General features: G+C 63.0%; 25 protein-coding genes, 1 rRNA gene and 1 riboswitch. Of the genes, 19 read left to right on the top strand and 7 right to left on the bottom strand.

The window, feature by feature from the left end:
- Positions 1-8 precede the first annotated feature (8 nt).
- The 6 genes from rrf to OCV80_RS06685 all read left to right on the top strand — a co-directional run bounded on the left by rrf (position 9) and on the right by OCV80_RS06685 (position 3,551).
- Positions 9-124, top strand: a 5S ribosomal RNA gene (gene rrf, locus OCV80_RS06660).
- 146 nt (positions 125-270) lie between these two features.
- Positions 271-1,101, top strand: a complete 831-nt coding sequence (locus tag OCV80_RS06665) for a VanW family protein (RefSeq protein WP_119311062.1) — start codon at positions 271-273, stop codon at positions 1,099-1,101.
- A 72-nt stretch (positions 1,102-1,173) separates the two neighbouring features.
- The gene (locus OCV80_RS06670) at positions 1,174-1,440 is read left to right on the top strand and encodes a hypothetical protein (RefSeq protein WP_025545273.1); all 267 of its coding nucleotides are present in this window, start codon (positions 1,174-1,176) and stop codon (positions 1,438-1,440) included.
- A 56-nt stretch (positions 1,441-1,496) separates the two neighbouring features.
- Positions 1,497-1,910: a DUF2752 domain-containing protein gene (locus OCV80_RS06675; RefSeq protein WP_051320039.1), complete on the top strand. Its 414-nt coding sequence runs from the start codon at positions 1,497-1,499 to the stop codon at positions 1,908-1,910.
- A 107-nt stretch (positions 1,911-2,017) separates the two neighbouring features.
- Positions 2,018-2,512: an RNA polymerase sigma factor gene (locus OCV80_RS06680; RefSeq protein WP_267288302.1), complete on the top strand. Its 495-nt coding sequence runs from the start codon at positions 2,018-2,020 to the stop codon at positions 2,510-2,512.
- A complete protein-coding gene (locus OCV80_RS06685; RefSeq protein ID WP_267288303.1) occupies positions 2,505-3,551 on the top strand; it encodes a hypothetical protein in 1,047 nt (348 codons plus the stop codon). Before OCV80_RS06680 ends, OCV80_RS06685 begins: the two co-directional genes overlap by 8 nt.
- Before the next feature lie 44 nt (positions 3,552-3,595).
- On the opposite strand, the gene glyA is transcribed toward OCV80_RS06685, so the two are convergent.
- The 4 genes from glyA to OCV80_RS06705 form a co-directional block, all read right to left on the bottom strand.
- Positions 3,596-4,849 (bottom strand): serine hydroxymethyltransferase, encoded by a 1,254-nt coding sequence (gene glyA, locus OCV80_RS06690; RefSeq protein WP_267288304.1) that lies wholly within the window; start codon positions 4,847-4,849, stop codon positions 3,596-3,598.
- A gap of 169 nt (positions 4,850-5,018) precedes the next feature.
- A complete protein-coding gene (locus OCV80_RS06695) occupies positions 5,019-5,606 on the bottom strand; it encodes a 5-formyltetrahydrofolate cyclo-ligase (RefSeq protein WP_136890666.1) in 588 nt (195 codons plus the stop codon).
- On the bottom strand, positions 5,603-6,817 hold the full coding sequence (gene dinB / locus OCV80_RS06700; RefSeq protein ID WP_119311056.1) for a DNA polymerase IV: 1,215 nt from the start codon (positions 6,815-6,817) through the stop codon (positions 5,603-5,605). The genes OCV80_RS06695 and dinB overlap by 4 nt, the downstream gene beginning before the upstream one ends.
- Before the next feature lie 168 nt (positions 6,818-6,985).
- On the bottom strand, positions 6,986-7,690 hold the full coding sequence (locus tag OCV80_RS06705) for an ECF transporter S component (protein WP_051320038.1): 705 nt from the start codon (positions 7,688-7,690) through the stop codon (positions 6,986-6,988).
- 104 nt (positions 7,691-7,794) lie between these two features.
- Positions 7,795-7,923: riboswitch (FMN riboswitch) on the bottom strand.
- A gap of 150 nt (positions 7,924-8,073) precedes the next feature.
- Between OCV80_RS06705 and OCV80_RS06710 the strand changes: the two genes are divergently transcribed.
- The 4 genes from OCV80_RS06710 to OCV80_RS06725 all read left to right on the top strand — a co-directional run bounded on the left by OCV80_RS06710 (position 8,074) and on the right by OCV80_RS06725 (position 10,770).
- Positions 8,074-8,592: an SLOG family protein gene (locus OCV80_RS06710; protein ID WP_136890665.1), complete on the top strand. Its 519-nt coding sequence runs from the start codon at positions 8,074-8,076 to the stop codon at positions 8,590-8,592.
- A 199-nt stretch (positions 8,593-8,791) separates the two neighbouring features.
- Entirely contained in the window at positions 8,792-9,355 is a 564-nt protein-coding gene (locus OCV80_RS06715; RefSeq protein WP_136890664.1) for a helix-turn-helix domain-containing protein, read from the top strand.
- Positions 9,352-9,903: a hypothetical protein gene (locus OCV80_RS06720; RefSeq protein WP_021748744.1), complete on the top strand. Its 552-nt coding sequence runs from the start codon at positions 9,352-9,354 to the stop codon at positions 9,901-9,903. Before OCV80_RS06715 ends, OCV80_RS06720 begins: the two co-directional genes overlap by 4 nt.
- Before the next feature lie 24 nt (positions 9,904-9,927).
- Positions 9,928-10,770, top strand: a complete 843-nt coding sequence (locus tag OCV80_RS06725) for a magnesium transporter CorA family protein (RefSeq protein ID WP_021748743.1) — start codon at positions 9,928-9,930, stop codon at positions 10,768-10,770.
- A gap of 60 nt (positions 10,771-10,830) precedes the next feature.
- Here the strand turns inward: OCV80_RS06725 and OCV80_RS06730 are convergent, their stop codons facing one another.
- Entirely contained in the window at positions 10,831-11,448 is a 618-nt protein-coding gene (locus tag OCV80_RS06730; RefSeq protein ID WP_136890663.1) for a DUF1643 domain-containing protein, read from the bottom strand.
- A 98-nt stretch (positions 11,449-11,546) separates the two neighbouring features.
- Here OCV80_RS06730 and OCV80_RS06735 point away from each other — a divergent pair, with 98 nt between their 5' ends.
- From OCV80_RS06735 to hflX, 7 genes are all read left to right on the top strand, one after another.
- On the top strand, positions 11,547-14,873 hold the full coding sequence (locus tag OCV80_RS06735) for a PD-(D/E)XK nuclease family protein (RefSeq protein WP_267288305.1): 3,327 nt from the start codon (positions 11,547-11,549) through the stop codon (positions 14,871-14,873).
- Position 14,874: 1 nt separating this feature from the next.
- Entirely contained in the window at positions 14,875-18,435 is a 3,561-nt protein-coding gene (gene addA / locus OCV80_RS06740) for a helicase-exonuclease AddAB subunit AddA (RefSeq protein WP_136890661.1), read from the top strand.
- A 12-nt stretch (positions 18,436-18,447) separates the two neighbouring features.
- Positions 18,448-18,864, top strand: a complete 417-nt coding sequence (locus OCV80_RS06745) for an SRPBCC family protein (RefSeq protein ID WP_119311051.1) — start codon at positions 18,448-18,450, stop codon at positions 18,862-18,864.
- Between the two features lies 1 nt (position 18,865).
- Positions 18,866-19,933, top strand: a complete 1,068-nt coding sequence (locus OCV80_RS06750) for a TRAP transporter substrate-binding protein (RefSeq protein WP_136890660.1) — start codon at positions 18,866-18,868, stop codon at positions 19,931-19,933.
- A 126-nt stretch (positions 19,934-20,059) separates the two neighbouring features.
- Positions 20,060-20,263 (top strand): 50S ribosomal protein L31, encoded by a 204-nt coding sequence (gene rpmE, locus OCV80_RS06755; protein WP_021748737.1) that lies wholly within the window; start codon positions 20,060-20,062, stop codon positions 20,261-20,263.
- Between the two features lie 112 nt (positions 20,264-20,375).
- Positions 20,376-20,888, top strand: coding sequence for a flavin reductase family protein (locus OCV80_RS06760; RefSeq protein WP_021748736.1), 513 nt, complete (start codon positions 20,376-20,378; stop codon positions 20,886-20,888).
- A 9-nt stretch (positions 20,889-20,897) separates the two neighbouring features.
- Positions 20,898-22,169 carry a GTPase HflX gene (gene hflX, locus OCV80_RS06765; protein ID WP_119311048.1) on the top strand — a complete coding sequence of 424 codons (1,272 nt, stop codon included), beginning with the start codon at positions 20,898-20,900 and terminating at the stop codon, positions 22,167-22,169.
- Here the strand turns inward: hflX and OCV80_RS06770 are convergent.
- Positions 22,111-22,362, bottom strand: coding sequence for a hypothetical protein (locus OCV80_RS06770; RefSeq protein WP_267288306.1), 252 nt, complete (start codon positions 22,360-22,362; stop codon positions 22,111-22,113). The genes hflX and OCV80_RS06770 overlap by 59 nt on opposite strands.
- Before the next feature lie 98 nt (positions 22,363-22,460).
- Here OCV80_RS06770 and OCV80_RS06775 point away from each other — a divergent pair, with 98 nt between their 5' ends.
- A complete protein-coding gene (locus tag OCV80_RS06775; RefSeq protein ID WP_021748733.1) occupies positions 22,461-22,679 on the top strand; it encodes a helix-turn-helix domain-containing protein in 219 nt (72 codons plus the stop codon).
- Positions 22,680-22,705: 26 nt separating this feature from the next.
- A complete protein-coding gene (locus OCV80_RS06780) occupies positions 22,706-23,350 on the top strand; it encodes a YigZ family protein (RefSeq protein WP_267288307.1) in 645 nt (214 codons plus the stop codon).
- Positions 23,351-23,390: 40 nt separating this feature from the next.
- Here the strand turns inward: OCV80_RS06780 and OCV80_RS06785 are convergent, their stop codons facing one another.
- On the bottom strand, positions 23,391-23,606 hold the full coding sequence (locus tag OCV80_RS06785) for a heavy-metal-associated domain-containing protein (protein WP_021748731.1): 216 nt from the start codon (positions 23,604-23,606) through the stop codon (positions 23,391-23,393).
- Positions 23,607-23,616 lie beyond the last annotated feature (10 nt).

Below are 23,616 nucleotides of genomic sequence, written 5' to 3' on the forward strand. Positions count from 1 at the left end.
GACATAGAGTTGGTGCTGATTAGGGCGAGGGTCCACCCGTTCCCATTCCGAACACGGCAGTTAAGCTCGTTCCTGCTGACAATACTTGGCTGGTGACGGCCCGGGAAGATAGGTAGCGCCAACACTGAGAGACAGTCAATTGACTGTCTCTTTTTTGTTATTGTTTGTAACAGTTTTGTGAGGATTTATGGGACCGAACACTTTAAAATCGTTTTAGGTTCTGATTTCGTCTTTATTTGCGAACGGTCTGGGAAATAGGGAGGAGGTCCCATGGTAGATCCCAATAATCGACAGCTCTGGCCGCCCATTCACCGCAGCTGGCTGCGTTTGCGTCTGGGAAAACTCTATTACGGCGGACGGCGCCGTCTTCTGTGGATGTCGCCCCGGTTTCACTGGGCCAAACAGCGTCAGACGGAGCGCCTGCCGTATATGCTGATTTCACACGCCACACCCTTGTACCGCCATCTGCGAGGGGAGGATCAGGAACTCCAGGAAAACAAGGTGGCTAATCTCCGGCTTGCAGTGGCCCGGCTGGATGGGATTGTCCTGTATCCCGGCGAGACCTTCAGCTATTGGCGGCTGATCGGAAAGCCCACCCGCCGGAAGGGCTATCGAGACGGGATGGTGCTGTTTCTAGGCCGGATCGGCAGCGATGTGGGAGGCGGGCTGTGCCAGCTCTCCAATCTGATTTTCTGGATGACTCTCCACACGCCGCTGACGGTAGTGGAGCGGTACCGTCACTCTCACGATGTCTTTCCGGATACCAACCGGACCCAGCCCTTCGGCAGCGGCGCCACCTGCGCCTATCCCCACCGGGATCTGATGATCCGCAACGACACGGAACAGCCCTTCCAGCTCTGTGTCCAGGTGGGAAAGCAGGTTCTGAAGGGAGAGTGGCGGGCCCCGGCACCTCCGGTCTGCCGCTATGAGATCGTAGAGAGGAACCACCGGATGGACCAGGCATCCTGGGGCGGATATGTGCGGCATAACGAGCTGTACCGCCGCATCTATGACCTGGAGGGGGGCCTGCTGGAAGAGGAATTCCTCTTTGCAAATGACGCCATCATGATGTACAGCCCGCTTCTGCCGGAGGAGTCCTGACGCGGGCTTGTATTCTTTCCAAAACCGTGGTACACTATGGACAACCCCACTGAACCAAAGAGAGGTGTTTTTATGGATGCAAAAACGACGGGTATTGTCGCTTATATTACCTGGATCGGTCTGGTGATTGCCTTTGTACTGGGCGACCGGGAGGGCGCGAAATTCCATCTGAATCAAGCGCTGGTGATCTGGCTGGCGGGGCTGCTGAGCTTCATTCCATGTATCGGCTGGCTGTGGGGCATTTTTTGCTTCATCTGCGCGGTGATGGGCTTCATCTCCGCTGTCAATGGAGAGGAGAAGGCAGTTCCTCTGCTGGGACAGATCCGGTTGCTGAAGTAAAGGAGAAAGGGCCGCGCGCTGCGCGGCCTTTTTGCTGTTTACAGGGAGGAAATTTTATGCAGAGAGGTTCTATGACAGACCGGGAGGCCTATCCGACCGCCTGGATCACCCTGGCGGTTCTGGTGTTGCTATATCTGCTATGGCGCTTTGCGCTGGGGGCACCCACTGTCAGCCGCTGCTGGGTCTGGGAGCACTGGCATGTCTACTGCCCGGGCTGCGGAGGGACACGGGCGCTGATGGCCCTAGCCCAGGGACGGGTGGGCGCGGCTCTCTGGTACCACACGCCGGTGGTGATCACGCTGGCCCTGGCAGCGATCTATCTGTTTTCTCAAACCGCGTGGCGGCTGCGGGGAAAGCGGGGCTGGGTCCTGCGCTATGACCGCCGCTGGCCGATGGTCCTAGTGGGGCTGTTCCTGGCCAACTGCGTGGTCCGGAACGTCCTGTGGCTGGGCCTCGGCGTCCCGCTGTGAAGCGAATATGAGCCGCCTCATTGCGAGGCGGCTTTTTTGCGAGTACACCGTAACATTTTGCCACGCTGCTGGGTCATACAGGCAGAACAGGAGAAGGGGGGAAGGACATGACGCTGCCGGAGCAAGAGCGGGAGCGGTTCTGCCAAGTGCTGCATCACAGCCGGACCAGCCTGTACCGTCTGGCTTTCAGTATCACCCGGAACAGCAGCGATGCTCAGGAGGCGGTGGCAGAGGCAGTCTGCCGGGCCTATGAGCGGTATCCTCAGCTGCGGGAAAAGGAGAAGCTGCCCCGCTGGCTGCTGAAGATCACCGCCAATGAGGCCCGGCGTCTCTGCCAACGGCGAGGCCGGACAGTCTCTTTGGATGATCTGCCCACGGAACCGGCAATACCGGGCCGGGAGACGGGGGACGATACCCTTTGGCAGGCGGTGCAGACCTTGCCACAAGACCAGCGGGAGGCGGTGGTGCTGTTCTACTATGAGGACCTGCCCACAGAGGAGATCGCCCGGATCGTGGGGACGTCCCCGGGGGCGGTGCGGGTCCGGCTGAGCCGGGCACGTGAGAAGCTGCGGAGCATCTTGAAGGAGGGAGACTATGGATGAGCTGGACGCCCGCCTACGGGCAATGGCAAAGCGGGAGGAGTGGGCCCTGCCCGCGGCCTATGAGACGGCCATGGACGGGCTGGAGGAACAGATCCGCCAGGGCACCCTGGACCGGCCCGGAAAACGGCGGCTGGGGAAGCGGGTGCTGTTGCTGGCGGCGGCGCTGGCAGTACTGGCCTGTGGTTTTGCCGTGGCGGCGGAGCGCATGGGCTGGCTGAGCCCAGTGGTGGATGACGGCGGCAGCGGCGGAATGCTGAAGACCTGCTCCGTCCAGGTAGATCAGACCGTGGAGGGGAATCACTGCGATCTGACGCTGGAGAACGCCATCACCGACGGCCGGGTGATCTACTGCCTGGTAACGGCCCGGTATGATGAATCGTTCCCCGATATCGATGATGTAATGGAGGACACCCTGCTATTCGCCGGAAGCTGGGCGGATGTCATCAGCTGCTGGCGGGTGGACCAAGGCAAGGAACTCAACACGGCCCGGTTTATTCTGGCCACCGGGCAGGTGTCGGAGAACGCTCAGGAGAATTGTGAAGAGAACTACCTGGGACGGGAGGTGGAGCTGGTGGTGAAGATGCTGAACGACCGGGACACTGGCGTGATGCACCCCATTGAGATCTATGCATTCCATGTCCGGATGAATGACACGATCCCTGTTCGGGAGGTCAGTTGGCCGGACGGCACCCGGGCGGTGGTGACGCCCCTGCGGGCGGAAGTCTGGTTTCCTGTGGAAGAGACCTCTTATGACCTATGGCTGGAAGAGTCCCAGTCCGCTGTCACCTGGGAGGAGGACTTTCTCGCAAAGCAGGTGCTGACACTTTATTTTACTGACGGCAGGGCCCTGGAGATGGAGGATGCTTTGACCCAGCGGATCCAGAGAGGCACCCATGCCATCCACATAGAATTCGTGGAGGCGTCGGAGCAGAGAGCACCGCTCTGCCACCTGTCCCTGCTGTCGCCCCGGCTGCTGGACCCGGACAGCGTAACCGGCTTGGAGTTGAACGGACAATGGTACGAATTCCCGGCGGCATAACTGCAAAAGGCCCGGAGAGCCAGCACTCTCCGGGCCTTGTTCGTTCACTCCTGATACAGCGGGAACCGCTTGCACAGCTCCGCCACTTCCGCACGGACCTGCTCCGCATGGTCCGCATAGTCCTCTTTTGCCATGAGGCCCATCCACCGGGCGATCTCCGCCATCTCCGGCTCCCGGAAGCCCCGGGTAGTGACGGCGGGAGTGCCCACCCGGATACCGCTGGTGACGAAGGGCTTCTCCGGGTCGTTGGGGATGGTGTTCTTGTTCACCGTGATGCCTACCTCATCCAGCCGGTGCTCATACTCCTTGCCGGTGAGGCCAAAGTGCCGGGTGTCCACCAGAATCAGATGGTTGTCCGTGCCGCCGGAGACCAGCCGGAAGCCCTGCTCGATCAGCTTTTCCGCCAGAACCCCGGCGTTGGCAGCCACCTGCCGCCCATAGGCCCGGAACTCCGGCTTCAGCGCCTCGCCCAAGCACACGGCCTTGGCGGCGATGATATGCTCCAGCGGACCGCCCTGTGTGCCGGGGAACACGGCGGAGTTGATCTTTTTGTACAGGTCGTCGTCATTGCACAGGATCATGCCGCCCCGGGGACCCCGCAATGTCTTGTGGGTGGTGGTGGTCACCACATCGGCGTAGGGGATGGGGGAGGGATGAACACCGGCGGCCACCAGACCCGCAATGTGGGCCATGTCCACCATCAGCCGGGCGCCCACTGCGTCGGCGATCTCCCGGAACTTGGCAAAGTCCAGGGTGCGGGGATAGGCGCTGGCCCCTGCCAGGATCAGCTTGGGGCGGCACTCCTTGGCGATGGCCATCACCTGCTCGTAGTCGATGGTCTCTGTGTCGTCAGACACGCCATAGGGAACGATGCGGAAATATTTGCCGGAGATGTTCACCGGGCTGCCGTGGCTCAGATGGCCGCCATGGGCCAGATTCATACTGAGCACTGTGTCACCGGGCTGCAGCAGGGCAAAGAACGCCGCCAGATTGGCGTTGGCGCCGGAGTGGGGCTGGACATTGGCGTGCGCACAGTCGAACAGCTGACAGGCCCTCTGCCGCGCCAGCTCCTCCGTCACGTCCACGGCATAGCAGCCTCCGTAATACCGCTTTCCAGGATAGCCCTCCGCATACTTATTGGTGAGACAAGTGCCCATGGCCAGCAGGACGGCCTTGCTGACGATGTTCTCGGAGGCGATCAGCTCAATGTTGTGCTGCTCCCGGTCGAATTCCTTCTGAATAGATGCCCCCACCTCGGGGTCGGCCTGGGAGAGAAAGTCCATGATGTCCTGGATCATTGCAGGGGTCCTCCTTCGTGTGATCCGGTCTTCCGGAAAATATAAGCCTTTTCCAGCTTATCAGAGTTCCAGGGACCTGTCAAGGGAACAAGAGGTAATACCCCCACAAAATGTTGTAGAGATAGTGGGAATATTTTGACGATTTTGTGGGAGGCGGACCTTTTCCCAGTCATTCCAGCCGGGATGGCGTGCCGTCCTCAAAAAGTCCGGCTTCTGTCAGCACCCAGGGGATGGGATAGTCGTGGACGCCGAAGGGGATCTCCTGGCGCAGCAGCCGCTCCCGGCACAGCAGAACCGCCGCGCCCCGGTAGTGGGCCAGGAAGCGGTCGTAATAGCCGCCGCCCCGCCCCAGACGGCGGCCCTCCCGGCTGCAGGTGACACAGGGGATCACCGCCAGGTCGATCTGGTCCGGGGAGAGGGCAGGGCTGTCTGCCGGAGGCTCCAGAATGCCGTAGGCGCCGGGGAAGAGCTCCTTCAGGTCGCGGATGGCCCGCAGCTCCATGATGCCATCCGCCACACACAGAGGGACGCACAGCATCTTGCCGTCTGCCAGAGTCTGCTCCAGGATGGGACGGGTGTCGATCTCCCGCCCGGCGGAGACGAAGCAGAACACCGCTCCGGCACTGCGATACTCTGGAAGAGCCAGGAGATGGCGGGCGATGGCCCGGTCCGCCGCTTCCCGGTACCGGAAGGGGAGCTGGGCGCTGAGGCGCCGGATCGTAGCCCGGAGCTGCTGTTTTTCCTCGTCTATTGTCATGGCAGGGGATCCTCCTCTTTCTCTGGACGGGCCGCGCCGTAGGAGATGACGTCGGTCCCGAACTTTCCACGGAGGCGGTCCATAGCCGCCTCCAGCTTTTCCTGTTTTTCTTTTTTGGGCGCCGCCCCAGCTGTGAACAGGTCTACCTGTTCATAGGCGTCCTCCGACCGAACCAGATGGATGGCGGTAACAGTCAGGGCCCGCACGGGAGCCGGGGGTTTCCACAGCTGGCCGGTCAGGTCCATGGCCGCCGCCGTCAGCTCCCGGATCAGGTGGGTGGGGGCGGAGAGCTGCATCTGACGGGAGCGGTCATGGAACTGGGGATCCCGCACCGTCACCTGGACGCCGCCGGCATACAGCCCGCTGTGCCGCAGTCGGGTGGCCACGGAGTCCGCCAGCACGGCGACGCCGCCCCGCACCTGCTCTGCGGTGGTGAGGTTTTTCGGGAAGGTAGTGCCGTTGCCAACGGACTTCACCATCTCCGGCTCGTACCGGGAGCGGACTGGATCGGTGTCCAGCCCGTTGGCATAGTCGTGGAGCTGGACGCCCATTTTGCCCATCAGGGTCTCCAGGGCATCCCGCTTGCAGGCCGCCAACTCTCCGATGGTCTTCACGCCGAACTGGGCCAAAATCTTCCGGGCGGCGCCCCCCACGTACAGCAGCGCCCCCACCGGCAGAGGCCAGACCAGCCTCTGCCAGTTCTCCCGGGAGACGACAGTGGTGGCGTCGGGTTTCCGGTAGTCGCTGCCCAGCTTGGCAAACACCTTGTTGAAGGAGACCCCCACTGAGAGGGTCAGTCCCATCTCCTGCTTCATCCGTTGCCGCAGATGGTCTGCCAGGGCCTTGGCATCACCGCCGAAGAGGTGGAGGGTATGGGTGACGTCCAGCCAGCTCTCATCGATGCCGAAGGGCTCCACCAGGTCCGTGTACTGCTCGTAGATGGTGTTGACCTCTTTGGAGACCTGCCGGTACAGTTTGTGGTGGGGTGGCAGCAGCACCAGCTCCGGGCACTTTTTCTTGGCCTGCCAGATGGTTTCCGCCGTCTGGACGCCGAATTTTTTCGCCGGTTCATTCTTGGCCAGGATGATGCCGTGGCGGGAGGTGGGATCTCCGCAGACCGCCACGGGCACGTTCTGCAGGTCTGGTCGGCTCCGCAGCTCCACGGAGGCGTAAAAGCTGTTCAGATCGCAGTGCAGGATGATGCGGTCCATGGCCCCGCCTCCTTTCTCACTTCTATTATAGCACATCTGTTCGTTCCTGAAAAGGGAGAAGGGATGGGAAGGTTTTGACATACCGGCGCAGGGAGGCGGAGGGACGGATATGGGCCGCAGTAAAAGGCGCGGGGACGGTATCCGCCCCCGCGCCTGTGGTGTTCAGATTTACAGAATCCCCATCAGCACCAGGGCCAGCACCACAAAGGTTGCCAGCAGGGCCAGGGAGAACAGGAGGAACCCGGCGCTCAGCTTGCCCTTGCCCTCGACAGGCGCATGGGACTCCGGTACCAGCCGGGCCTTCCGCAGGGCGGTGACCACCGGCTTGTAGAGCAGCAGGATCAGCGCCATGTTCAGGCCGCCCTTCACCAGGTTGAAGGGCAGGAACACCGGGATCAGCATGGGGACCACGATTTCCTCGCGATCCATTCCCATGTAGATGGGCGTGATGAGATAGTTCCACAGCAGCATCACCACGGTGAGGCAAACAGTGCCCAGGGCCAGACCGATGACGGCGCCCTTGCGGGTGTGGAACTTCTTGTAGACGAAGGCGGCGGTGCAGCAGAAGGCGCAGGTAGCCAGCACATTCATGATGCAGCCGATGGGGCCGGTGTCGCTGACGGTGAACATCTCCACCACGGCCACCACGATGGAGATGACGGCGGCGGACAGAGGTCCGAAGAGGAAGGCGCCGATGCAGATGACCGTGTCCTTCAGGTCCATCTGCAGGAAGCCGGACACCTGTGGCAGCATCTTGCTGAGGAGCATCACCACATAGGCGATGGCCGCCAGCATGGCCAGGGAGGTGATGGTTCGGACGTTTGTTGCGGGCCGGGAGGGGTTCTTGATGGCGTTGGCATTGGGTTCGGACATAAAAATACACTCCTTTTCGTTGCTTGAAAACACCCTGGACGCTTTGGCTTCTCCAAGGTGATCCACGCAACGCAGGAGCGCGAACAAACGCGCGGCCACGCCGCACTCATCTTCTTCCATCCAGACTGTAACTGTTGGTCCCGGAGTTTCACCGAGTCAGCGCCTGTGCATACGCGCAGGCGGTCGCGGACTGTACCGCCAGTGGGGAATTTCACCCCGCCCTGAAGACAAAGTATTCAGTTGCTTTCTGGCCATAGTATATGACAGCGCGGAAGAAATTGCAAGTCCCTAAATGAAAAAACGGCAAATTTCCCGTGGGTCTTTACAAACAAGAACGGATGTTCTATACTGAATCAAAGACCAGAAGGAGGGAGGCGGAGACCATGCGGGGGCGGCAGGCGGCCTGCTGCTTTACCGGGCACCGGCCCGGTAAGCTGCCATGGCGGTATAACGAGGAGGACCTGCGCTGCGTGTCGCTCAAGGCCCGCATCGCAGACGCGGTGGAGGCGGCCTATCAGGAGGGATTCCGTCACTTTCTCTGCGGCATGGCCCTGGGCTGTGACCTGTATTTCTGCGAGTGCGTCCTCCGCCTGCGCCAGACGCACCCGGACGTGACGGTGGAGGCGGCCGTCCCATGTCCCTCCCAGGCGGATGCCTGGCCGCCGGACCAGCGGCGGCGGTATGAGCGGCTGGTGGCTGCCTGTGACTTTGAGACCCTGGTGTCCGCCTGCTACACCCCCGCCTGTATGCAGCGGCGGGACCGGTATATGGTGGACCACGCCGCGCTGCTGATCGCCGCCTTTGACGGGTCTCCCGGCGGAACCCGGTACACGGTGGAGTACGCCATGCGCCGGGGGCTGGAGATCGTGGACCTGCCCATTGTGCTGGAGCCCGCCCGATAGGCCGGGGCGCTTGGATGCGGAGACGTCCGGTGCCTTGGTTTTTTCTTGCAATATGGGCCGGAGCCGTTGCGCGGGGAGCCCTGTTGTGGTATGTTGGAGAGGAAGGCAATCTGAGATTGCGGAACTTCCATGCTTGGTTGCTGGTATGCAACCGGGCGGCCTGATAAGCTGAAGGCATCCAAGAGAAGGGAGAATGCCTATGACATTCGGAGAGAAGCTGCAATCCCTCCGGCAGAGAGCCGGCATGAGCCAGGACGCGCTGGCCGAGCGCCTGCAGGTGAGCCGGCAGGCCGTCAGCCGCTGGGAACGGGACGAGACCATGCCGGAGACGGACAAAGTGGTGGCCCTGGCGGATATTTTCGGTGTGACAACAGACTATCTGCTCCGCCTCCAGCTGGAGCAGACGAAGCCGGAGGAGAAGCAGCCGCCGCCCCAGGAACGGAAGGACTGGGTGGAGCGTTTTTTGGCCTTTAGCAAGCGGAAGTGGTACCTGCTGGGATGGGTGCTGATCGCCTGGGGCGTATTGGATCTGGTGCAGCTGGCGCTGTTTTATCTGGCGTACCGGGGGATGCTGGGCGGATTCACGGGTCTGATCGGCTGGGATATGGCGGAGATGGGCGGAGTGAATCTGCTTGACGTGTTCCCGGCAGGTGTGCTGCTGTTCCCGGCCCTGTACGCCGCCGTGAAGATCGCGGCGGGGGTGCTGGTGCTGTATTTCGGAAAAAGGCATGTACAAAAGAAGCGGGAGGAGGAAATGCAGTGAAGGGAATCTTTTGGGGGTTCTTCTTGATCTTTATCAATTTTTATGTGACAATCAACGGACATACACTGAATCTGCTGCCGACCTTTGCGGGTTATATCTTACTCTATCGGGCAGCAGGGGAATTGTTGGGAGAGAGCGGTCGATTCGGGAAACTCCGCCCCTTTGCTGTGGCTGTGGCCATATACACAGGTATCCTGTGGGTGGGAGACTTGCTGGGCGTGACCGGCGCAAACTGGCTGAGTACGCTCCTGGAGCTGGCTGCTCTGGCGGTCGCCCTGTATATTTCCTGGAGCGTGATCCAGGCCATTTTGGAGATGGAGACCCATTATGGGACAGATCTGAACGGCACTTCGGCACGGACCGCCTGGTTTGTCCTGTTGGCGGCACAGATTGCCGGAACGCTGGGCGGCCTGCTGCTGGACGCTTTGGCACTGATGGCCCTGATTGCCCTGCTGGTGGGCATCATCTGGTTTCTCGCGGCACTGTGGAAGTGCGCCGGGCTCTATGACGGCCTGCCGCCCAAGGACGCCGGCCTGGAAAACCTGTGAGAGACCGAGAGGAGAGAGACCGCCATGCGAAAGGTACTGCCCATGTCCCGCATCCGGGAGATGGAGCCCTATATGGACGCCAAGGTGCTGGACTACATCCACGAGGGGCAGATCGAAGCGTTTGAGGGCTTTGAGGACTTCGATCTGATCGCCTTTGACTGGTACGACGTGCGCAGCGAGCGGACGGCAGCATCCCAGATGCTGCTGTATCTGGACCGGGAGGACCTGTTCGTCTTCTGTGAGGACGACGCAGCGGAGGACGCCGCCCAGGCGGCCCTGCTGGTGCCGGAGGAAGAGGCACTGTCCAACGAGCAGGTGCTCCACCGCTTCTTCGTCCGGCTGCTGAGGGGGGATATGGCCCATCTGGACCGGCTGGAGGCGGACATCAGCGATGGGGAGACAGAGGTGCTCACCGGTGCCCATGAGGCGTATCTGGACCGGATCATCGCTTGGCGGCAGGAGCTGCTGCGGCTGAAGCGGTACTACGAGCAGCTGGATTCCATCTTTGACGAGCTGGCGGAGAACGACAACAGCCTGCTGGGCAAGCAGAACACCCGCCGTTTTGCAAACTTGGGCAATCGGATGGAGCGGTATCTGAACGCGGTCCAGTCCCTGCGGGAGTCCGTGGCCCAACTGCGGGAGGCCTATCAGTCCCAGCTGTCCATCCAGCAGAACGACCTGATGAAGATCTTCACCGTGGTGACGGCGGTGTTCCTGCCCCTGACCCTGCTGGTAGGCTGGTATGGGATGAACTTTGTGGGGATGCCGGAGCTCCACTGGAAGTACGGATACCCGGCGGTGATTCTGGTGAGCGTGGGGATCGTGGCGGCGCTGGTGATCTACTTCAAGAAGAAAAAGTGGCTGTGACACAGAAAAACAGCAGGCCGTCCCCATTGGGGGGCGGCCTGCTTTGTGCCTCGCAGCGGTTCAGGTTGCCCGGTCCCGCAGATATCTGTCGATGTCGAAGGCCAGCAGCTTCGTGTCCCCCTTGAGATACAGGGGGTGGTGGGGGTGGCCGGATTTCAGCAGGGGGCCGGCGGTGAACCACCCGGCCCCGGCGGCGCTGGCGTCGGCGGCAAAGTCCCGCATACAATCCATCAGATACCCTCGCTTCTCGATGATGTTCCCCCAGGCGGCCCACAGGGCGGGGGCCGGGGACAGAGAGAGGAGATACCAGAAGGCCCTTCGGTTCTCCGCATGGAGCACCGGGTTGCAGGACCGCTCCATATCGTCGGGCCGGGTGGCCCGCTGGGCGTAGACGTTGAACATCAAAAAGCTGTCGTACCCGTTGGAAAGCGCGATCCGCTGGGCGGACTGGAGGGTGGGGTCCAGAGCGTCCGGCGCGGCGGTGGAGGGGTTGATACCCATGCAGATCAGGGGCTTCCGGCCCCGGGTGCCCAGGATGTACCGGTATTCCGAATAGTGGTTGGGGACGTACAGCCACCGGCTCACATCATAGTCCGGCGACGGCCGGAGGGCAGCGGCCAGGGCGTCGTCGAAGAGCTCCAGCGCCAGGGCGGCTGTGGGGCCTTGGGGAATGTGCATGGGTCAGTCCTCCTCGGAAAATCTTCAAGAAACAGGATAGCACGAATCGGCGGGATATGCTACAATGAATTTTGAAATTGCGCAAAGGAGGTCCCGCCATGCTGACGATCCTGATGGGCCGGGCCAAAACGGGAAAATCGGAACAGGTGCTCCGCCGGATCGGAGAACTGGGGGATTCCAGCCGGCAGATCCTGCTGGTGCCGGAGCACGCCTCCCACCAGGCGGAGGTGGATCTGTGCCGTGCCTGCGGAGACACTGCCAGCCGCCATGCGGAGGTCCTCAGCTTCCGCCGCCTGTGCGACCGGGTGCTGACCATCACCGGCGGCGCCGCTCAGGTGACATTGGATGCCGGCGGCAAGCTGTTGACCCTGCAGAAGGCCCTGGGAGAGGTGGCCCCCTTGCTGAAGGTGTATCGCCGTCCCTCTCAGAAGGCGTCGTTTTTACAGCAGCTGCTGGACCTCTTCGACGAGCTGCGCTGCTACGACGTGTCCCCAGAGCTGCTGGAGAGCCAGGCACGGGAAATCCAGGGCGCCACCCGGGACAAGCTGCTGGACCTGAGCCTGCTGTACGGCGCCTATGAGTCCCGGCTGTACCGCCCCGGCCTTGATGCCCGGGACCGGATGACCAAGCTCTGCGAGGCGCTGGAGTCCTCCCGCTACGCTTTCGGCAAGGACGTGTTTGTGGACGGCTTCACGTACTTCAACGCCCAGGAGCGGCAGGTGCTGGAGAGCATCCTGCGGCAGGCTCGGTCTGTCACTGTCACGCTGCTGGGGGAGCCGGACAGCGCGGAGGAGATGTTTCAGGTCTCTCTCCGCACCCGGGACCAGCTGACGCGGCTGGCGGACCAGGCGGGCTGCCCATGGGAGGTCCGGACGCTCACCAGCGCCGACGACTCCGCCCTGGGATATTTGGAGCATCACTTCTTCGGAGAGGGGGAGCCCTACCAAGGAGACAGCTCCGCCATCCGGGTCCGGGAGGCGGACACCGCTTTTTCCGAGGTGGAGCAGACGGCAGCGGACATCCGCCGCCTGGTAGCGGCGGGGAAGTGCCGCTACCGGGATATCACCGTGGCCGCCCGGAACATGACCGACTACGAGGGCACCATTGAGACGGTATTCGAGCGGTACAGCATCCCCGCCTATCTGAGCCGCCGGAGCAGTATGTTGGAAAAGCCCGTGTGGAGCCTTATCACCGGCGTCCTCTCCGCTCTGGAAAACGGCTTGGAGTACGAGGACATGTTCCGTTGGCTGAAGACCGGCCTGGCGGGCCTGATGCCGGAGGAGTGCGATGAGCTGGAAAACTACGTTCTCACCTGGGAGATCCACGGGAAGATGTGGCTCCGGGATGTGGACTGGACCGACAATCCGGACGGTTATGGCGCACCTTGGGATAAGCGCCGCCAGGCCCGCCTGGACCGGGTGAACGAGCTGCGCCGCCGGGTACGCGCACCTCTTGCGGAGCTGTATGAAGGGCTGAAAGCCGGCGTTACAGCTGGGGAGAAAGTAAATTCCCTTTATAGTTTCCTGGAGCATCTGAATCTCCAGAACGCGCTGGAGGAACAGATGCGGGCCCAGGCGGAGGCAGGGCGCCTCCAGGACGCGGAGGAGACCGCCCAGCTGTGGGAGATCCTCTGCGCCATCCTGGACCAGTTCGTGGAGATCCTGGGGGACGAGCCTATGGGGACCGATGAATTCAGCCGCCTGCTGCGGCAGGTGGCCTCCCAGTACAGCGTGGGCACTATCCCCGTGTCTCTGGACCAGGTGTCCGTCACGGAAATCACCCGAAATGACCGTCACACGGATGCCTACCTGTTTCTGCTGGGGGCCAATGACCATGTGCTGCCCGCTGTGGGACAGAGCGGCGGCATTCTCAACGACGATGACCGGGAGGAATTGGCCCAGCGGGGTATCCGCCTGGCGCCCAGCGGCATGGAACAGATGGGCATTGAGCTCCAGAACCTCTACGCCGCTCTGGTTCAGCCCCGGGAGGGACTGGTGGTCAGCTATCCCACGGCGGACGTGTCCGGTGCAGAGCTGCGGCCTGCCTTTGTAGTGGACCGCCTGCTAACGCTGTTTCCGGAGCTGCGTATCGAGCACGAAGGGACTGATAAGGCTTATCGCCTTACAGCAAGGATCCCTGCCTTGGAGACCGCAGGGACCGCCCCAGGGGGGATCCTGTGGCGGTATTTCGCAGATGACGAGGTCCTGGCGCCCCCCATGGCGGCCATGGAGCGGGCGGCTGCGCTGAAGCGGGGGAGCCTCTCCAGGAGCGCGGTACAATCGCTGTACGGGGAGCGGATCTCCATGTCCGCCTCCCGGGTGGAGCGGCTGCGGAGCTGCCACTTCGCCTACTTTATGGAGTACGGCCTGAAGGCCAAGGCCCGCCGGGCGGCGGCCTTTGACGCCCCCCAGATCGGAACCTTCCTCCACTACCTGCTGGAGCACGTCACAAAGGACGTGCTGGACCGGGGCGGCTTTGCCGCAGTGGGAGAGGAGGACCTCCACGCCTTGGTGCGGCGCTATATTGAGCAGTATGCGGCGGAGGTGCTCCAAAATCTGGAGGGCCGGAACGCCCGGTTCCGGTACCTCTTCGCCCGGCTGCGGAACACCGCTTACGCGGTGGTGGACCAGATCGCCGAGGAGATGCGCTGCTCCGACTTCGTGCCCCTGGCCTTCGAGCTGTCCTTCGGCGAGCGCGGAGAACTGCCGGCGGTGACGGTCAGCGAGCCGGACGCGGAGCTGCGAATCGGCGGCAAGGTGGACCGGGTGGACGGCTGGGTGAAGGACAACAGACTGTATCTCCGGGTAGTGGACTACAAGTCCGGCAAGAAAGCCTTTGACCTGGCCGCCGTCCGGATGGGCCTGGATATCCAGATGCTGCTGTACCTGTTCGCCCTGAAAAAGGAGGGCAAGCAGCGGTTTGGCATGGACATTGAGCCCGCCGGGGTGTTGTATCTCCCTGCCCGGGATGAGATTCTCTCCGCCGAGCGAAATATCACGCCGGAGCAGCTCCAGAGCCAGCGGGAGAAGGAGCTGCGCCGAACGGGCCTGCTGCTCTCTGAACCGGAGGTGCTCCAGGCCATGGAGCACGAGGCTCTGCAAAGTCCCCGGTTCCTACCGGTGCGGGTAAACCGGGAGGGGGACGTGTCCGGCGCCCTGGCCTCCGCCGATCAGCTTGGGCGGCTGGGGCAGTATGTGGAGCGGCTGCTCCACCAGATCGCCCGGGAGGTCCGGGACGGCAACATCGACGCGGACCCCTGCTGCCACAATGAGGACGACAGCTTCTGCAAATACTGCGACTGGGCCGACGCCTGCCACTTCCAGGATGGGCGGGACGGCGACCACCTGCACTACATCCTGCCGGTAAAGCCGGAGGAGTTCTGGCGCCAGGTGGAAGAGGAGACAGAGAGAGGAGGCGGACAGTAACATGGCAAAATTGACCCTGACCCCCCAGCAGCAGGCGGTGGTGGAAAACCGGGGCGGCAGCCTGCTGGTGTCCGCCGCCGCCGGCTCCGGCAAGACAAAGGTACTGGTGGACCGGCTTTTCCGCTATGTGACGGAGGAACGCTGCAATATCGATGATTTCCTCATCATCACCTACACCAAGGCCGCCGCGGCGGAGCTGCGGAGCAAGATCGCCTCCGAGCTGTCCAAGCGGCTGGGCCAGACGCCGGGGGACCAGCAGCTCCGGCGGCAGCTGCTGCGGGTGTATCAGGCGGACATCAAGACCGTGGACGCCTTCTGCACGTCGCTGCTGCGGGAGAACACCCACCTCCTGGCCCGGGAGGGGGACAGCCGGGCCCTGACCCCAGACTTCCGGGTGCTGGACGATAACGAGGCCCAGCTGATCCGCCAGCGGGTGCTCTCCCGGACGCTGGAGGACTTCTATGACCAGCTGGACGAGGGCCGTGGCCTGCTGGCGGACACGCTGGGGGCCGGACGGGACGACAGCCGTCTGGCCGCCCTGGTGCTGGAGCTGTACGACAAGGTCCAGAGCCACGCGGACCCGGCCGGGTGGCTGGCGGAGAACCGGACCGTCTGGGGCGGCTGGGAGGGCGGCTTTGATGACACCCCCTACGCCGCCGAGCTGCTGGCCGCCATCCGCCGGAAGGGGGCCCATTGGGGGGCCCTGCTCCGGTCCGCCTCCGCCCGGACCGAGGGGGACGAGGCGCTGTACCGGGGGTACGGGGAGAAGTTTCTCCAGGTGTCTGTGGCCTTTGACGCCCTGGCCCAGGTCCAGACCTGGGAGGCGGCCCGGCAGACGGAAGCGGCCGTCGCCTTCCCCCGGCTTTCCACCCCCAAAGGACGGAAGGACGAGCCGGGCATTGCCGCGCTGAAACAGGTGTGGGAGCGGTGCAAGGCGGAGGAGAAGAAGCTGGCGGGCCTGTTGTCTGTCTCTGAGGAGGAGGCTATGGAGGACCTGACTGCCGTGGCCCCGGCCATGGTGGCCCTGCTGGAGCTGACGGAGGACTTTGCGGAGCGGTACCGGCAGGAGAAGCTGCGGCTGAACGCTGCCGACTTCTCCGACCAGGAGCACTTGGCCCTGGGCCTGCTGGTGGGTTCCGGCGGTGCCCCCACAGAGCTGGGGGAGCAGGTGGCGGCCCGATACCGGGAGATCCTGGTGGACGAGTACCAGGACACCAACGAGATCCAAAACGCCATCTTCCGGGCGGTGTCCAAAAACGGGCAGAACATCTTCACTGTGGGGGACGTGAAGCAGAGCATCTACCGCTTCCGCCTGGCGGACCCCACCATTTTCCTGGGAAAATACAACCGGTTCAAGTCCTGGCAGGAGGCGGCTGACGGAGAGGAGCGGAAGATCCTGCTGTCCCGCAACTTCCGCTCCCGGCGGGAGATTTTGGAGAGCACCAACTTCATCTTCTCCAACATTTTGTCTGTGGAGATGGGGGAGATGGACTACGGCGAGGACGAGGCCCTCCACTTCGGGGCGGCGTATTACCCGGAGCGGATGGATTGCCAGACAGAGTTCCATCTCATCTCTGCCCACCAGAAGGCGGGGGAGAATGACAAGCCGGTAAAGAAGGTCACCGCCGAGGCCCGGTTCGTGGCGGCGCGCATCCGGAAGCTGCTGGATGAGGGCTATCCCGTCACGGAGAGCGACGGCACCCTGCGCCCCTGCCGGCCGGAGGATATCGTGATCCTGATGCGTTCCCCCGGCAGCCGGTCTGCCGCCTTCGCCGCCGCCCTGGCGGAGCGGGACATCCCCTGTTCTTTCCAGGAGAGCGGGGACTTCTTCCACACCATGGAGATCTCCGTCATGCTGTCCCTGCTGGAGATCGTGGACAACCCCCGGCAGGACGTGCCTCTGATCTCCGTCCTCCGGTCACCCCTGTTCGGCTTCACGGCGGACCGGCTGGCGGAGGTTCGCTCCGCCGCCCCCACCGGGGACTACTACGACGCTGTGACTGCCGATGGGGGAGAGGACTGCAAAGACTTCCTGGCAATCCTCTCGGATCTGCGGCAGGCGGGCCGGGACATGAGTGTCCACCGCCTGGTCTGGCACATCTACAACCGACTGAATGTGCTGGGGGTCTTCGGCGCCATGGATGATGGTGCGGCCCGGCGGGAGAATCTCATCGCCCTGAGCCAGCACGCGGAGAAGTTTGAGAGCAATGGATACCGGGGCCTCTTCGCCTTCGTCACTCAGCTGCGGCGGCTGCTGGAGCAGGACCAGGCTCCCGCCACCCGGGGCCCGGCGGAGGCTGCCGGCGTGCGGCTCATGAGCATCCACAAGTCCAAGGGCCTGGAGTTCCCCATCGTCATCCTGGCAGATCTGGACCACGCGTTCTCCCGGCAGGACTTCGACACGCCGGTGCTGGTGCACCCGGACATGGGCCTGGGGCCCAAGCGCATCGACCTGGAGCGGAAAATCCAGTATCCCACCCTGGCCCGGCTGGCCATTCAGGAAAAGCTGCGGCGGGAGAACCTAGCGGAGGAGCAGCGCATCCTCTACGTGGCCATGACCCGGCCCAAGGAGAAGCTGATCCTGGTGGACGCCCTGTACAACGCCACCGGGCGGCTCCAGAAGCTGGCCGCTGTGGCTGCTTGTCCCGTGCTGCCGGAGACGGTGGCAGAGGGCCGCACCCTGGGGGACTGGGTCCTGCTGCCCCTGCTGTGCCGGCCGGAGGCCGCACCCCTGCGGGCTATGGCGGAGACAGAGATTGACCAGCTATATATTGGAGAGGACAGATCCTGGCAAGTGTTTTTACATGACAGTGAGGACTACCGGGAACGGCCCGCTCGGCCCCAGGCGACGGCGGAGGAGACAGGGGAGACCGCCCTCTTTGACCCGGAGCTGCTGTCTTTCATCTACCCCTACCAGCGGGAGACGGCCCTGCCCGCCAAGGTGACGGCCACCCAGCTGAAGGGCCGCCCTGCGGACCAGGAGATCGCGGAGTATGCCGCCCATACCCCGTACCTCCGGCCCCTGAGCCAGCCGAATTTCCGGCGGGAGCGGCAGGGCCTGACCCCGGCAGAGCGGGGCACTGCCACCCACCTGGTGCTGCAATACCTGGACTTCTCAAACGTTGACGTGGCGGGCCAGATCGAGGCGCTGCGGCAGCGGAGCCTGCTGACGGACCAGCAGGCCGCGGCCGTGGAGACCGCGCCTTTGGAGCGGTTTCTCCGCTCCCCCCTGGCGGAGGAGATCCGCAAAAGCCGAAGCGTCCTGCGGGAGTATCGCTTCACCCTGCTGATGGATGCCCGGGACTACGATCCCGCCGCGGCGGCGGGGGAGGAAATCCTCCTCCAGGGCGTGGTGGACTGTTGCTTCGAGACGGCAGACGGCCTGACCGTGGTGGACTTCAAAACGGACCGTGTGTTCTCGGCATTGGAGGTCCGGCAGCGGGCGGAGCACTACCGCCCCCAGCTGGAGGCATACAGCCGGGCCCTGGAGCGGGTGCTGGAAAAGAAGGTGGTCCGCCGGGCCCTGTATTTCCTGGCTGCAGGCGAGACCATGGAGATTTGAGGAGGAAGGCCAATGGGAAGGGAAATCGTCAGTATAGCCACGGCCCTGGTGCCGTATCCGCCGGAGCGGGTGTGGGCGGTGGTGACGGATCTGGACTGCTGGCAGTGGCGCAGCGATCTGAGCCGTCTGGACCACGTCGGTGAGGACGCCTTTACGGAGTACGACAGAAGCGGCTTTCCCACCCGCTTCACCGTCACGGAACGCCGCCCCCTGTCCCGCTGGGCCTTTGACCTGGACAATGCCAATCTGGCGGGCCGGTGGGCCGGGGAATTCCGGCCGGAGGGCGGCGGCACCCAGGTCACCTTCACCGAGACCATCACCGTAAAAAAGCCCTGGATGCGCTTCTTTGCCAAGGGCTACCTCCGCCGCCAGCAGGCTCGGTATCTGGCGGACCTGGGGCGGGCGCTGGAACAAGAAGGAGGGACCTGAAATGAAGCGCCGTCTTACCAAGCTGACCGCTGCCGGTCTGGCGGTCCTGGCCCTCACCGGCTGCACCGGCGGAGTGCCGGAGGAGGTTTCAGAGGAGCCGCCGGTTCCGAAGAATGTTGAGACAACCTGGACCCTGGTGGTGGGCCAGCCGGAGGGCTCCACCTGCTGGGACGCGGCGGAATCTTTTGCCGAGGCACTGTCCGACGCCACGGAAGGCGCCGTGGCGGTGGAGGTTCAGCCGATGCCCCTCGATAGGGTTACCTCCCTGGAGCAGGCTGCGGCCGGGATCGTGGACCTCTATCTGGACAGCAGTTTCGTATATGGCTCCTACGGCGACGAAGAAGAGTTGGGCAGACCGTTTTTCTCCGTGACCATGCCCTTTCTGTTCCCGGACGCCGAAACGGCGGCGGAGGTCCTGGACAGCACCGGCGGAGAGGCACTGAACGGTGTCCTGGCGGAGCTGGGGCTCCGGGGCTTGGCATACGGGGAGCTGGGCTTCCGGTATCCGACGACTTCTGAAGGCCGTGCGGTGACTGCCCCGGAAGATCTGGAAGGGCTCAAGATCCGCACGGCGGGAATGCTGGAAGTGTCCGTGGCGTATGTGGATTGCTGGGGAGCGGAACTCTACCCCTCCAGTTTTTTAGATGTGATGACGCCTTTGTCTGCGGGATACTATGACGGCCAGGAGAGCACCCTGGCGGAGGCGGACGCGGCGGGCTACCAGACGGTCCAGACGGACGTGACCATCTTCCCGGCATTTTATGAGCCCGCCATCCTCACCATGAACAGTGATCTGTACGACTCCCTCTCCCCGGACCTGCGGGAGGCGGTGGACCGCTGCGGCCGGGAGGCCATGGCGGACCAGCGGCTCCGGAACCGGGAGCAGGAGGCGGAGATCCTGGAGCGGTGGCAGGAAGAGGACGGCATCTCCGTCCATGTTTTGACCGAGGAGCAGTGGAGCGCCTTCCAGGCCCTGACGGACCGGCTCTACGACCCGGAGGACCCGGATCACCAGGACTGGTTTGCGGACTGTACGCCGGAGTGGGTGGAGCAGTTTCGCCCCTCCTGAAAAAATCTCCGGAAAAATGAAAAAAGGTCTTGCAATCTTGACGTCCGTGTGATACACTGATAAACGCCTTTATGGGGTGAAAGCTCCGGCGAGGTAGTCTGGATCAGAAAGAGGTGAACGAGAGCAATGAAGGAAGGAATCCATCCCAATTATCAGCAGACTACGATTACTTGCGCCTGCGGTAATGTGATTGAGACAGGTTCTACCAAGAAGGATATCAAGGTGGAAGTCTGCTCGAAGTGTCACCCCTTCTTCACGGGCAAGCAGAAGCTGGTGGATACCGGCGGACGCGTGGCCAAGTTCAACAAGAAGTTCGGTCTGGACAAGTAAGTCTGACACGTCACAAAAAGGGTCTGCCGGTTGGGCAGGCCCTTTTTTCATTTACTTTTCCGGCAAAAGCGCATATACTGTATGGTATCAATGAAGCGGAAGGAGCGTTTGCATGAAGCTGCATCCTGTGGAGTTGGAGCGTTTGACGCCGGAGATCCTGCATGTTTTCGGACGGCAGCCCCCGCTGCTGACTGCCGGAGACAAGACCGGCCTGAACACCATGACCATCGGCTGGTGCCAGTTGGGCCGGCTGTGGAACCTGCCGGTCTGCACAGTCTACGTGCGGCCCGAGCGATATACCTATCAATTTATGGAGTCCCACGATTATTTCACCGTCTCCATCCTGCCGGAGGAGGCAAAAAAAGTGACCGCCCTCTGCGGCAGCAAGAGCGGCCGGGACGTGGACAAGGTGAAAGCGTGCGGCCTGACGGTCCGCTGGGGGGCCGGGGACGCGCCCTTCTTTGACGAGGCGGAGTGGGTCCTGGTGTGCCGGAAGCTGTACGCCCAGGACATGGACCCTGCCTGCGTGCTGGGGGAGGGGGAGATCCTGCCCTTCTACACGCCGGGGCAGGGCGGCTGGCACCGGATCTATGTGGGCCAAGTCGTGGAGGCCTATCAAAAATAAGGAGTTTGCATGGCAGAGACACAGGAAGTACGAGACAAAGTGGTGCTGGTGGGGTTGAACTCCCCGGTGCTGAAAAAAGAGGAAAACGCCGACGAGGACACTATGGAGGAGCTCTCCGCCCTGGTGGAGACCGCCGGAGGCGAGACCGTGGGGATTGTGCTGCAGAACCGGCCGTCCCCGGACCCCCGGACCTTCATCGGGGAGGGCAAGGTGGCGGAGGTGCAGCTCTACTGCGAGAACACCGGCGCCACCATGGTGATCTTCGACAACGATCTGTCCCCCTCCCAGATGCGGGTGCTGACGGAGCTGCTGGGCGTTCAGGTGCTGGACCGGTGCGGATTGATCCTGGACATCTTCGCCCAGCGGGCCAAGACCAAGGAAGGGCGGCTCCAGGTGGAGCTGGCCCAGTACCAGTATCTGCTGCCCCGGCTGACCGGCATGTGGACCCATCTGGAGCGACAGGCGGGCACCAGCGGCAAGGGGCCCATCGGCTCCAAGGGCCCCGGCGAAACCCAGCTGGAGACGGACCGCCGCCACATCCGCCGGAAGATCGACAAGCTCCGGGAGGACCTGGAGGAGGTCCGCCGGGTGCGCTCCACCCAGCGGCAGCGGCGGCAGAAGAACGAAATCCCGGTGGTGGCCATTGTGGGCTATACCAACGCGGGCAAGTCCACGCTGCTGAACCACCTGACCGGAGCGGGCATCCCCGCCAACAACCGGCTGTTCGACACGCTGGACACCACCAGCCGCCTTCTCACGGTCAGCGACACGCTGGACGTGGTGATCTCCGACACGGTGGGGTTCATCCGCAAGCTGCCCCACCAGCTGGTGGAGGCATTCAAGGCCACGCTGGAGGAGTTGGAGTACGCAGATCTGCTGCTCCACGTCATCGACGTGTCCAACCCGGAGTGGCAGCAGCAGGCGGCGGTGGTGGAGAACCTGATCCGGGAGCTGGGGGCCGGAGAGCTGCCCCGGATCGACGTGTTCAACAAGTCCGACCGGCTGCCCGCCGGAGAGATCATGCCCCACGGTCAGGATATCTGCTCCCTCTCCGCCAAGACCGGCGAGGGTGTGGACAAGCTGTTGGAGATGATCGGGGAACGCCTGGACAGCGGCAGCCGCCGCTGTGTGCTGCACATCCCCTACGACAAGGGCGGCCTGCTGGACCAGCTGTACCGGGAGGCCAAGGTGGAGAACGTGGAGTACGGGGAGACCATCGCGGTCACGGCGGTGTGCACGCCGAAGGTCCTGGGGCAGATGGCGCCGTTCCTTGTGGAATGAGCGCCCCCAGGCCCGCCCCGGTGCGCAGGCCCAGCAGGAAGACGTGGATGGCGGTGAATTCCAGGGTCTTGTCGAATTCCTCCCGGAATTGATATTCCAAGTCGCTCTCCATCAGGGACAGCCACATCTCATATTCTTCCTGGGGCGCCGCCTCCACATAAGGGCGGATATACCGGGGATAGAGCCATTTCATAAAATCTGTCATCCTAAAAATCACCTCGAATAACATAAAAAATGGCGTGTTTCTAAGTTTAGTATAATACCTAAAATTTGGCGTGTCAAGGGGGACGCATGGAATTTCAGGAAAAATTGCGATCGCTCCGAAAAGAGCGCGGAGAAACCCAGGCCCAGGTTGCCACGGCCATTGGAATTGGAGAACGGCATTACCAGAAATTTGAGTCTGGAAATAATTTGCCCAGTTTCCATAATCTGTGCGCCCTGGCGGACCACTTCGGCGTGTCCATGGACTATCTGGCGGGCCGGACGGACCGGCGGGACGTGTGGAAATGAGCGCGGAGCAGACAGGGAGGACGGCCATGACCACCTATCGGGTGCCCTTTGAAAACGGGGAGAGCGCGTTCACAGAGAAGCGATCCCGCTTTATCAGCCACATCTGGCGGGTGGAGACCGAGGCAAAGGCCCGGGAGCGCATCGAGGAGATGAAGAAGAGATACTACGACGCCCGCCACAACTGCTGGTGCTATCTGCTGCAGGAGGGCGGCGTGGTCCGCTACTCCGACGACGGGGAGCCCCAGGGCACGGCGGGCCAGCCCATGCTGAACGTGTTCCAGCGGGAGAGCGTCACCAACGTGTGCTGCGTGGTGACGAGGTACTTCGGCGGCGTGCTGCTGGGGGCCGGGGGACTGACCCGGGCCTATACCAAGGGAGCCAAGGACGCCCTGGACGCCGTGGGCATCAGCACCATGAGCCTGTGGACGCTGTGGGACGTGCCCTGCACATATCCCCTCTTCGAGCGGGTGAAGCTGGAGATCACCGCCTGCGGCGGCGTGGTGCGGGACACGGCGTACGGCGCGGACATCCGCCTGCGGGCGGCGTTCCCGGCGGGCGGGGCGGAACAGTTCGTTCCCCGCCTCACGGAGCTCTCCGCGGGGAGTCTGGCTATGGAGGCGGCGGGGGAGGAGTTTCTTCCAGGCCCCCGGGAGTCCGCCAACGGAACATAAACAAACCGGGAGCCGGCTTTTTGGCCGGTTCCCGGTTTTGTTATGCGTGTTCCTGCCGGACGTGGTAGCCCAGCGCCTGGATCTTTTCCAGAATGTCCGCCTGCCGGACGCCTGTGGCGTCGTAGTCCACCGCCAGCTGTCCGCCGCTGCTGACGCTGACGGAGGTGACGCCCGGCAGGGTGTCCAGCTCCCGCTTCAGCAGCTTCACGTCATGCCGGTCCGCGTTCCGGTCCAGGGAGACGGAAATGCTTGCCATTCGCTTCACC

This window comes from Oscillibacter acetigenes (genome assembly GCF_025567605.1).
Classification (GTDB): domain Bacteria; phylum Bacillota; class Clostridia; order Oscillospirales; family Oscillospiraceae; genus Oscillibacter; species Oscillibacter welbionis.

What these genes read in the sequence shown, in the direction of transcription:
- OCV80_RS06665 (WP_119311062.1), top strand. Translation starts at nt 271, where the DNA reads ATGGTAGATCCCAATAATCGACAGCTCTGGCCGCCCATTCACCGCAGC.
- OCV80_RS06670 (WP_025545273.1), top strand. Translation starts at nt 1,174, where the DNA reads ATGGATGCAAAAACGACGGGTATTGTCGCTTATATTACCTGGATCGGT.
- OCV80_RS06675 (WP_051320039.1), top strand. Translation starts at nt 1,497, where the DNA reads ATGCAGAGAGGTTCTATGACAGACCGGGAGGCCTATCCGACCGCCTGG.
- OCV80_RS06680 (WP_267288302.1), top strand. Translation starts at nt 2,018, where the DNA reads ATGACGCTGCCGGAGCAAGAGCGGGAGCGGTTCTGCCAAGTGCTGCAT.
- OCV80_RS06685 (WP_267288303.1), top strand. Translation starts at nt 2,505, where the DNA reads ATGGATGAGCTGGACGCCCGCCTACGGGCAATGGCAAAGCGGGAGGAG.
- glyA (WP_267288304.1), bottom strand. Translation starts at nt 4,849, where the DNA reads ATGATCCAGGACATCATGGACTTTCTCTCCCAGGCCGACCCCGAGGTG.
- OCV80_RS06695 (WP_136890666.1), bottom strand. Translation starts at nt 5,606, where the DNA reads ATGACAATAGACGAGGAAAAACAGCAGCTCCGGGCTACGATCCGGCGC.
- dinB (WP_119311056.1), bottom strand. Translation starts at nt 6,817, where the DNA reads ATGGACCGCATCATCCTGCACTGCGATCTGAACAGCTTTTACGCCTCC.
- OCV80_RS06705 (WP_051320038.1), bottom strand. Translation starts at nt 7,690, where the DNA reads ATGTCCGAACCCAATGCCAACGCCATCAAGAACCCCTCCCGGCCCGCA.
- OCV80_RS06710 (WP_136890665.1), top strand. Translation starts at nt 8,074, where the DNA reads ATGCGGGGGCGGCAGGCGGCCTGCTGCTTTACCGGGCACCGGCCCGGT.
- OCV80_RS06715 (WP_136890664.1), top strand. Translation starts at nt 8,792, where the DNA reads ATGACATTCGGAGAGAAGCTGCAATCCCTCCGGCAGAGAGCCGGCATG.
- OCV80_RS06725 (WP_021748743.1), top strand. Translation starts at nt 9,928, where the DNA reads ATGCGAAAGGTACTGCCCATGTCCCGCATCCGGGAGATGGAGCCCTAT.
- OCV80_RS06730 (WP_136890663.1), bottom strand. Translation starts at nt 11,448, where the DNA reads ATGCACATTCCCCAAGGCCCCACAGCCGCCCTGGCGCTGGAGCTCTTC.
- OCV80_RS06735 (WP_267288305.1), top strand. Translation starts at nt 11,547, where the DNA reads ATGCTGACGATCCTGATGGGCCGGGCCAAAACGGGAAAATCGGAACAG.
- addA (WP_136890661.1), top strand. Translation starts at nt 14,875, where the DNA reads ATGGCAAAATTGACCCTGACCCCCCAGCAGCAGGCGGTGGTGGAAAAC.
- OCV80_RS06745 (WP_119311051.1), top strand. Translation starts at nt 18,448, where the DNA reads ATGGGAAGGGAAATCGTCAGTATAGCCACGGCCCTGGTGCCGTATCCG.
- OCV80_RS06750 (WP_136890660.1), top strand. Translation starts at nt 18,866, where the DNA reads ATGAAGCGCCGTCTTACCAAGCTGACCGCTGCCGGTCTGGCGGTCCTG.
- rpmE (WP_021748737.1), top strand. Translation starts at nt 20,060, where the DNA reads ATGAAGGAAGGAATCCATCCCAATTATCAGCAGACTACGATTACTTGC.
- OCV80_RS06760 (WP_021748736.1), top strand. Translation starts at nt 20,376, where the DNA reads ATGAAGCTGCATCCTGTGGAGTTGGAGCGTTTGACGCCGGAGATCCTG.
- hflX (WP_119311048.1), top strand. Translation starts at nt 20,898, where the DNA reads ATGGCAGAGACACAGGAAGTACGAGACAAAGTGGTGCTGGTGGGGTTG.
- OCV80_RS06770 (WP_267288306.1), bottom strand. Translation starts at nt 22,362, where the DNA reads ATGAAATGGCTCTATCCCCGGTATATCCGCCCTTATGTGGAGGCGGCG.
- OCV80_RS06775 (WP_021748733.1), top strand. Translation starts at nt 22,461, where the DNA reads ATGGAATTTCAGGAAAAATTGCGATCGCTCCGAAAAGAGCGCGGAGAA.
- OCV80_RS06780 (WP_267288307.1), top strand. Translation starts at nt 22,706, where the DNA reads ATGACCACCTATCGGGTGCCCTTTGAAAACGGGGAGAGCGCGTTCACA.
- OCV80_RS06785 (WP_021748731.1), bottom strand. Translation starts at nt 23,606, where the DNA reads ATGGCAAGCATTTCCGTCTCCCTGGACCGGAACGCGGACCGGCATGAC.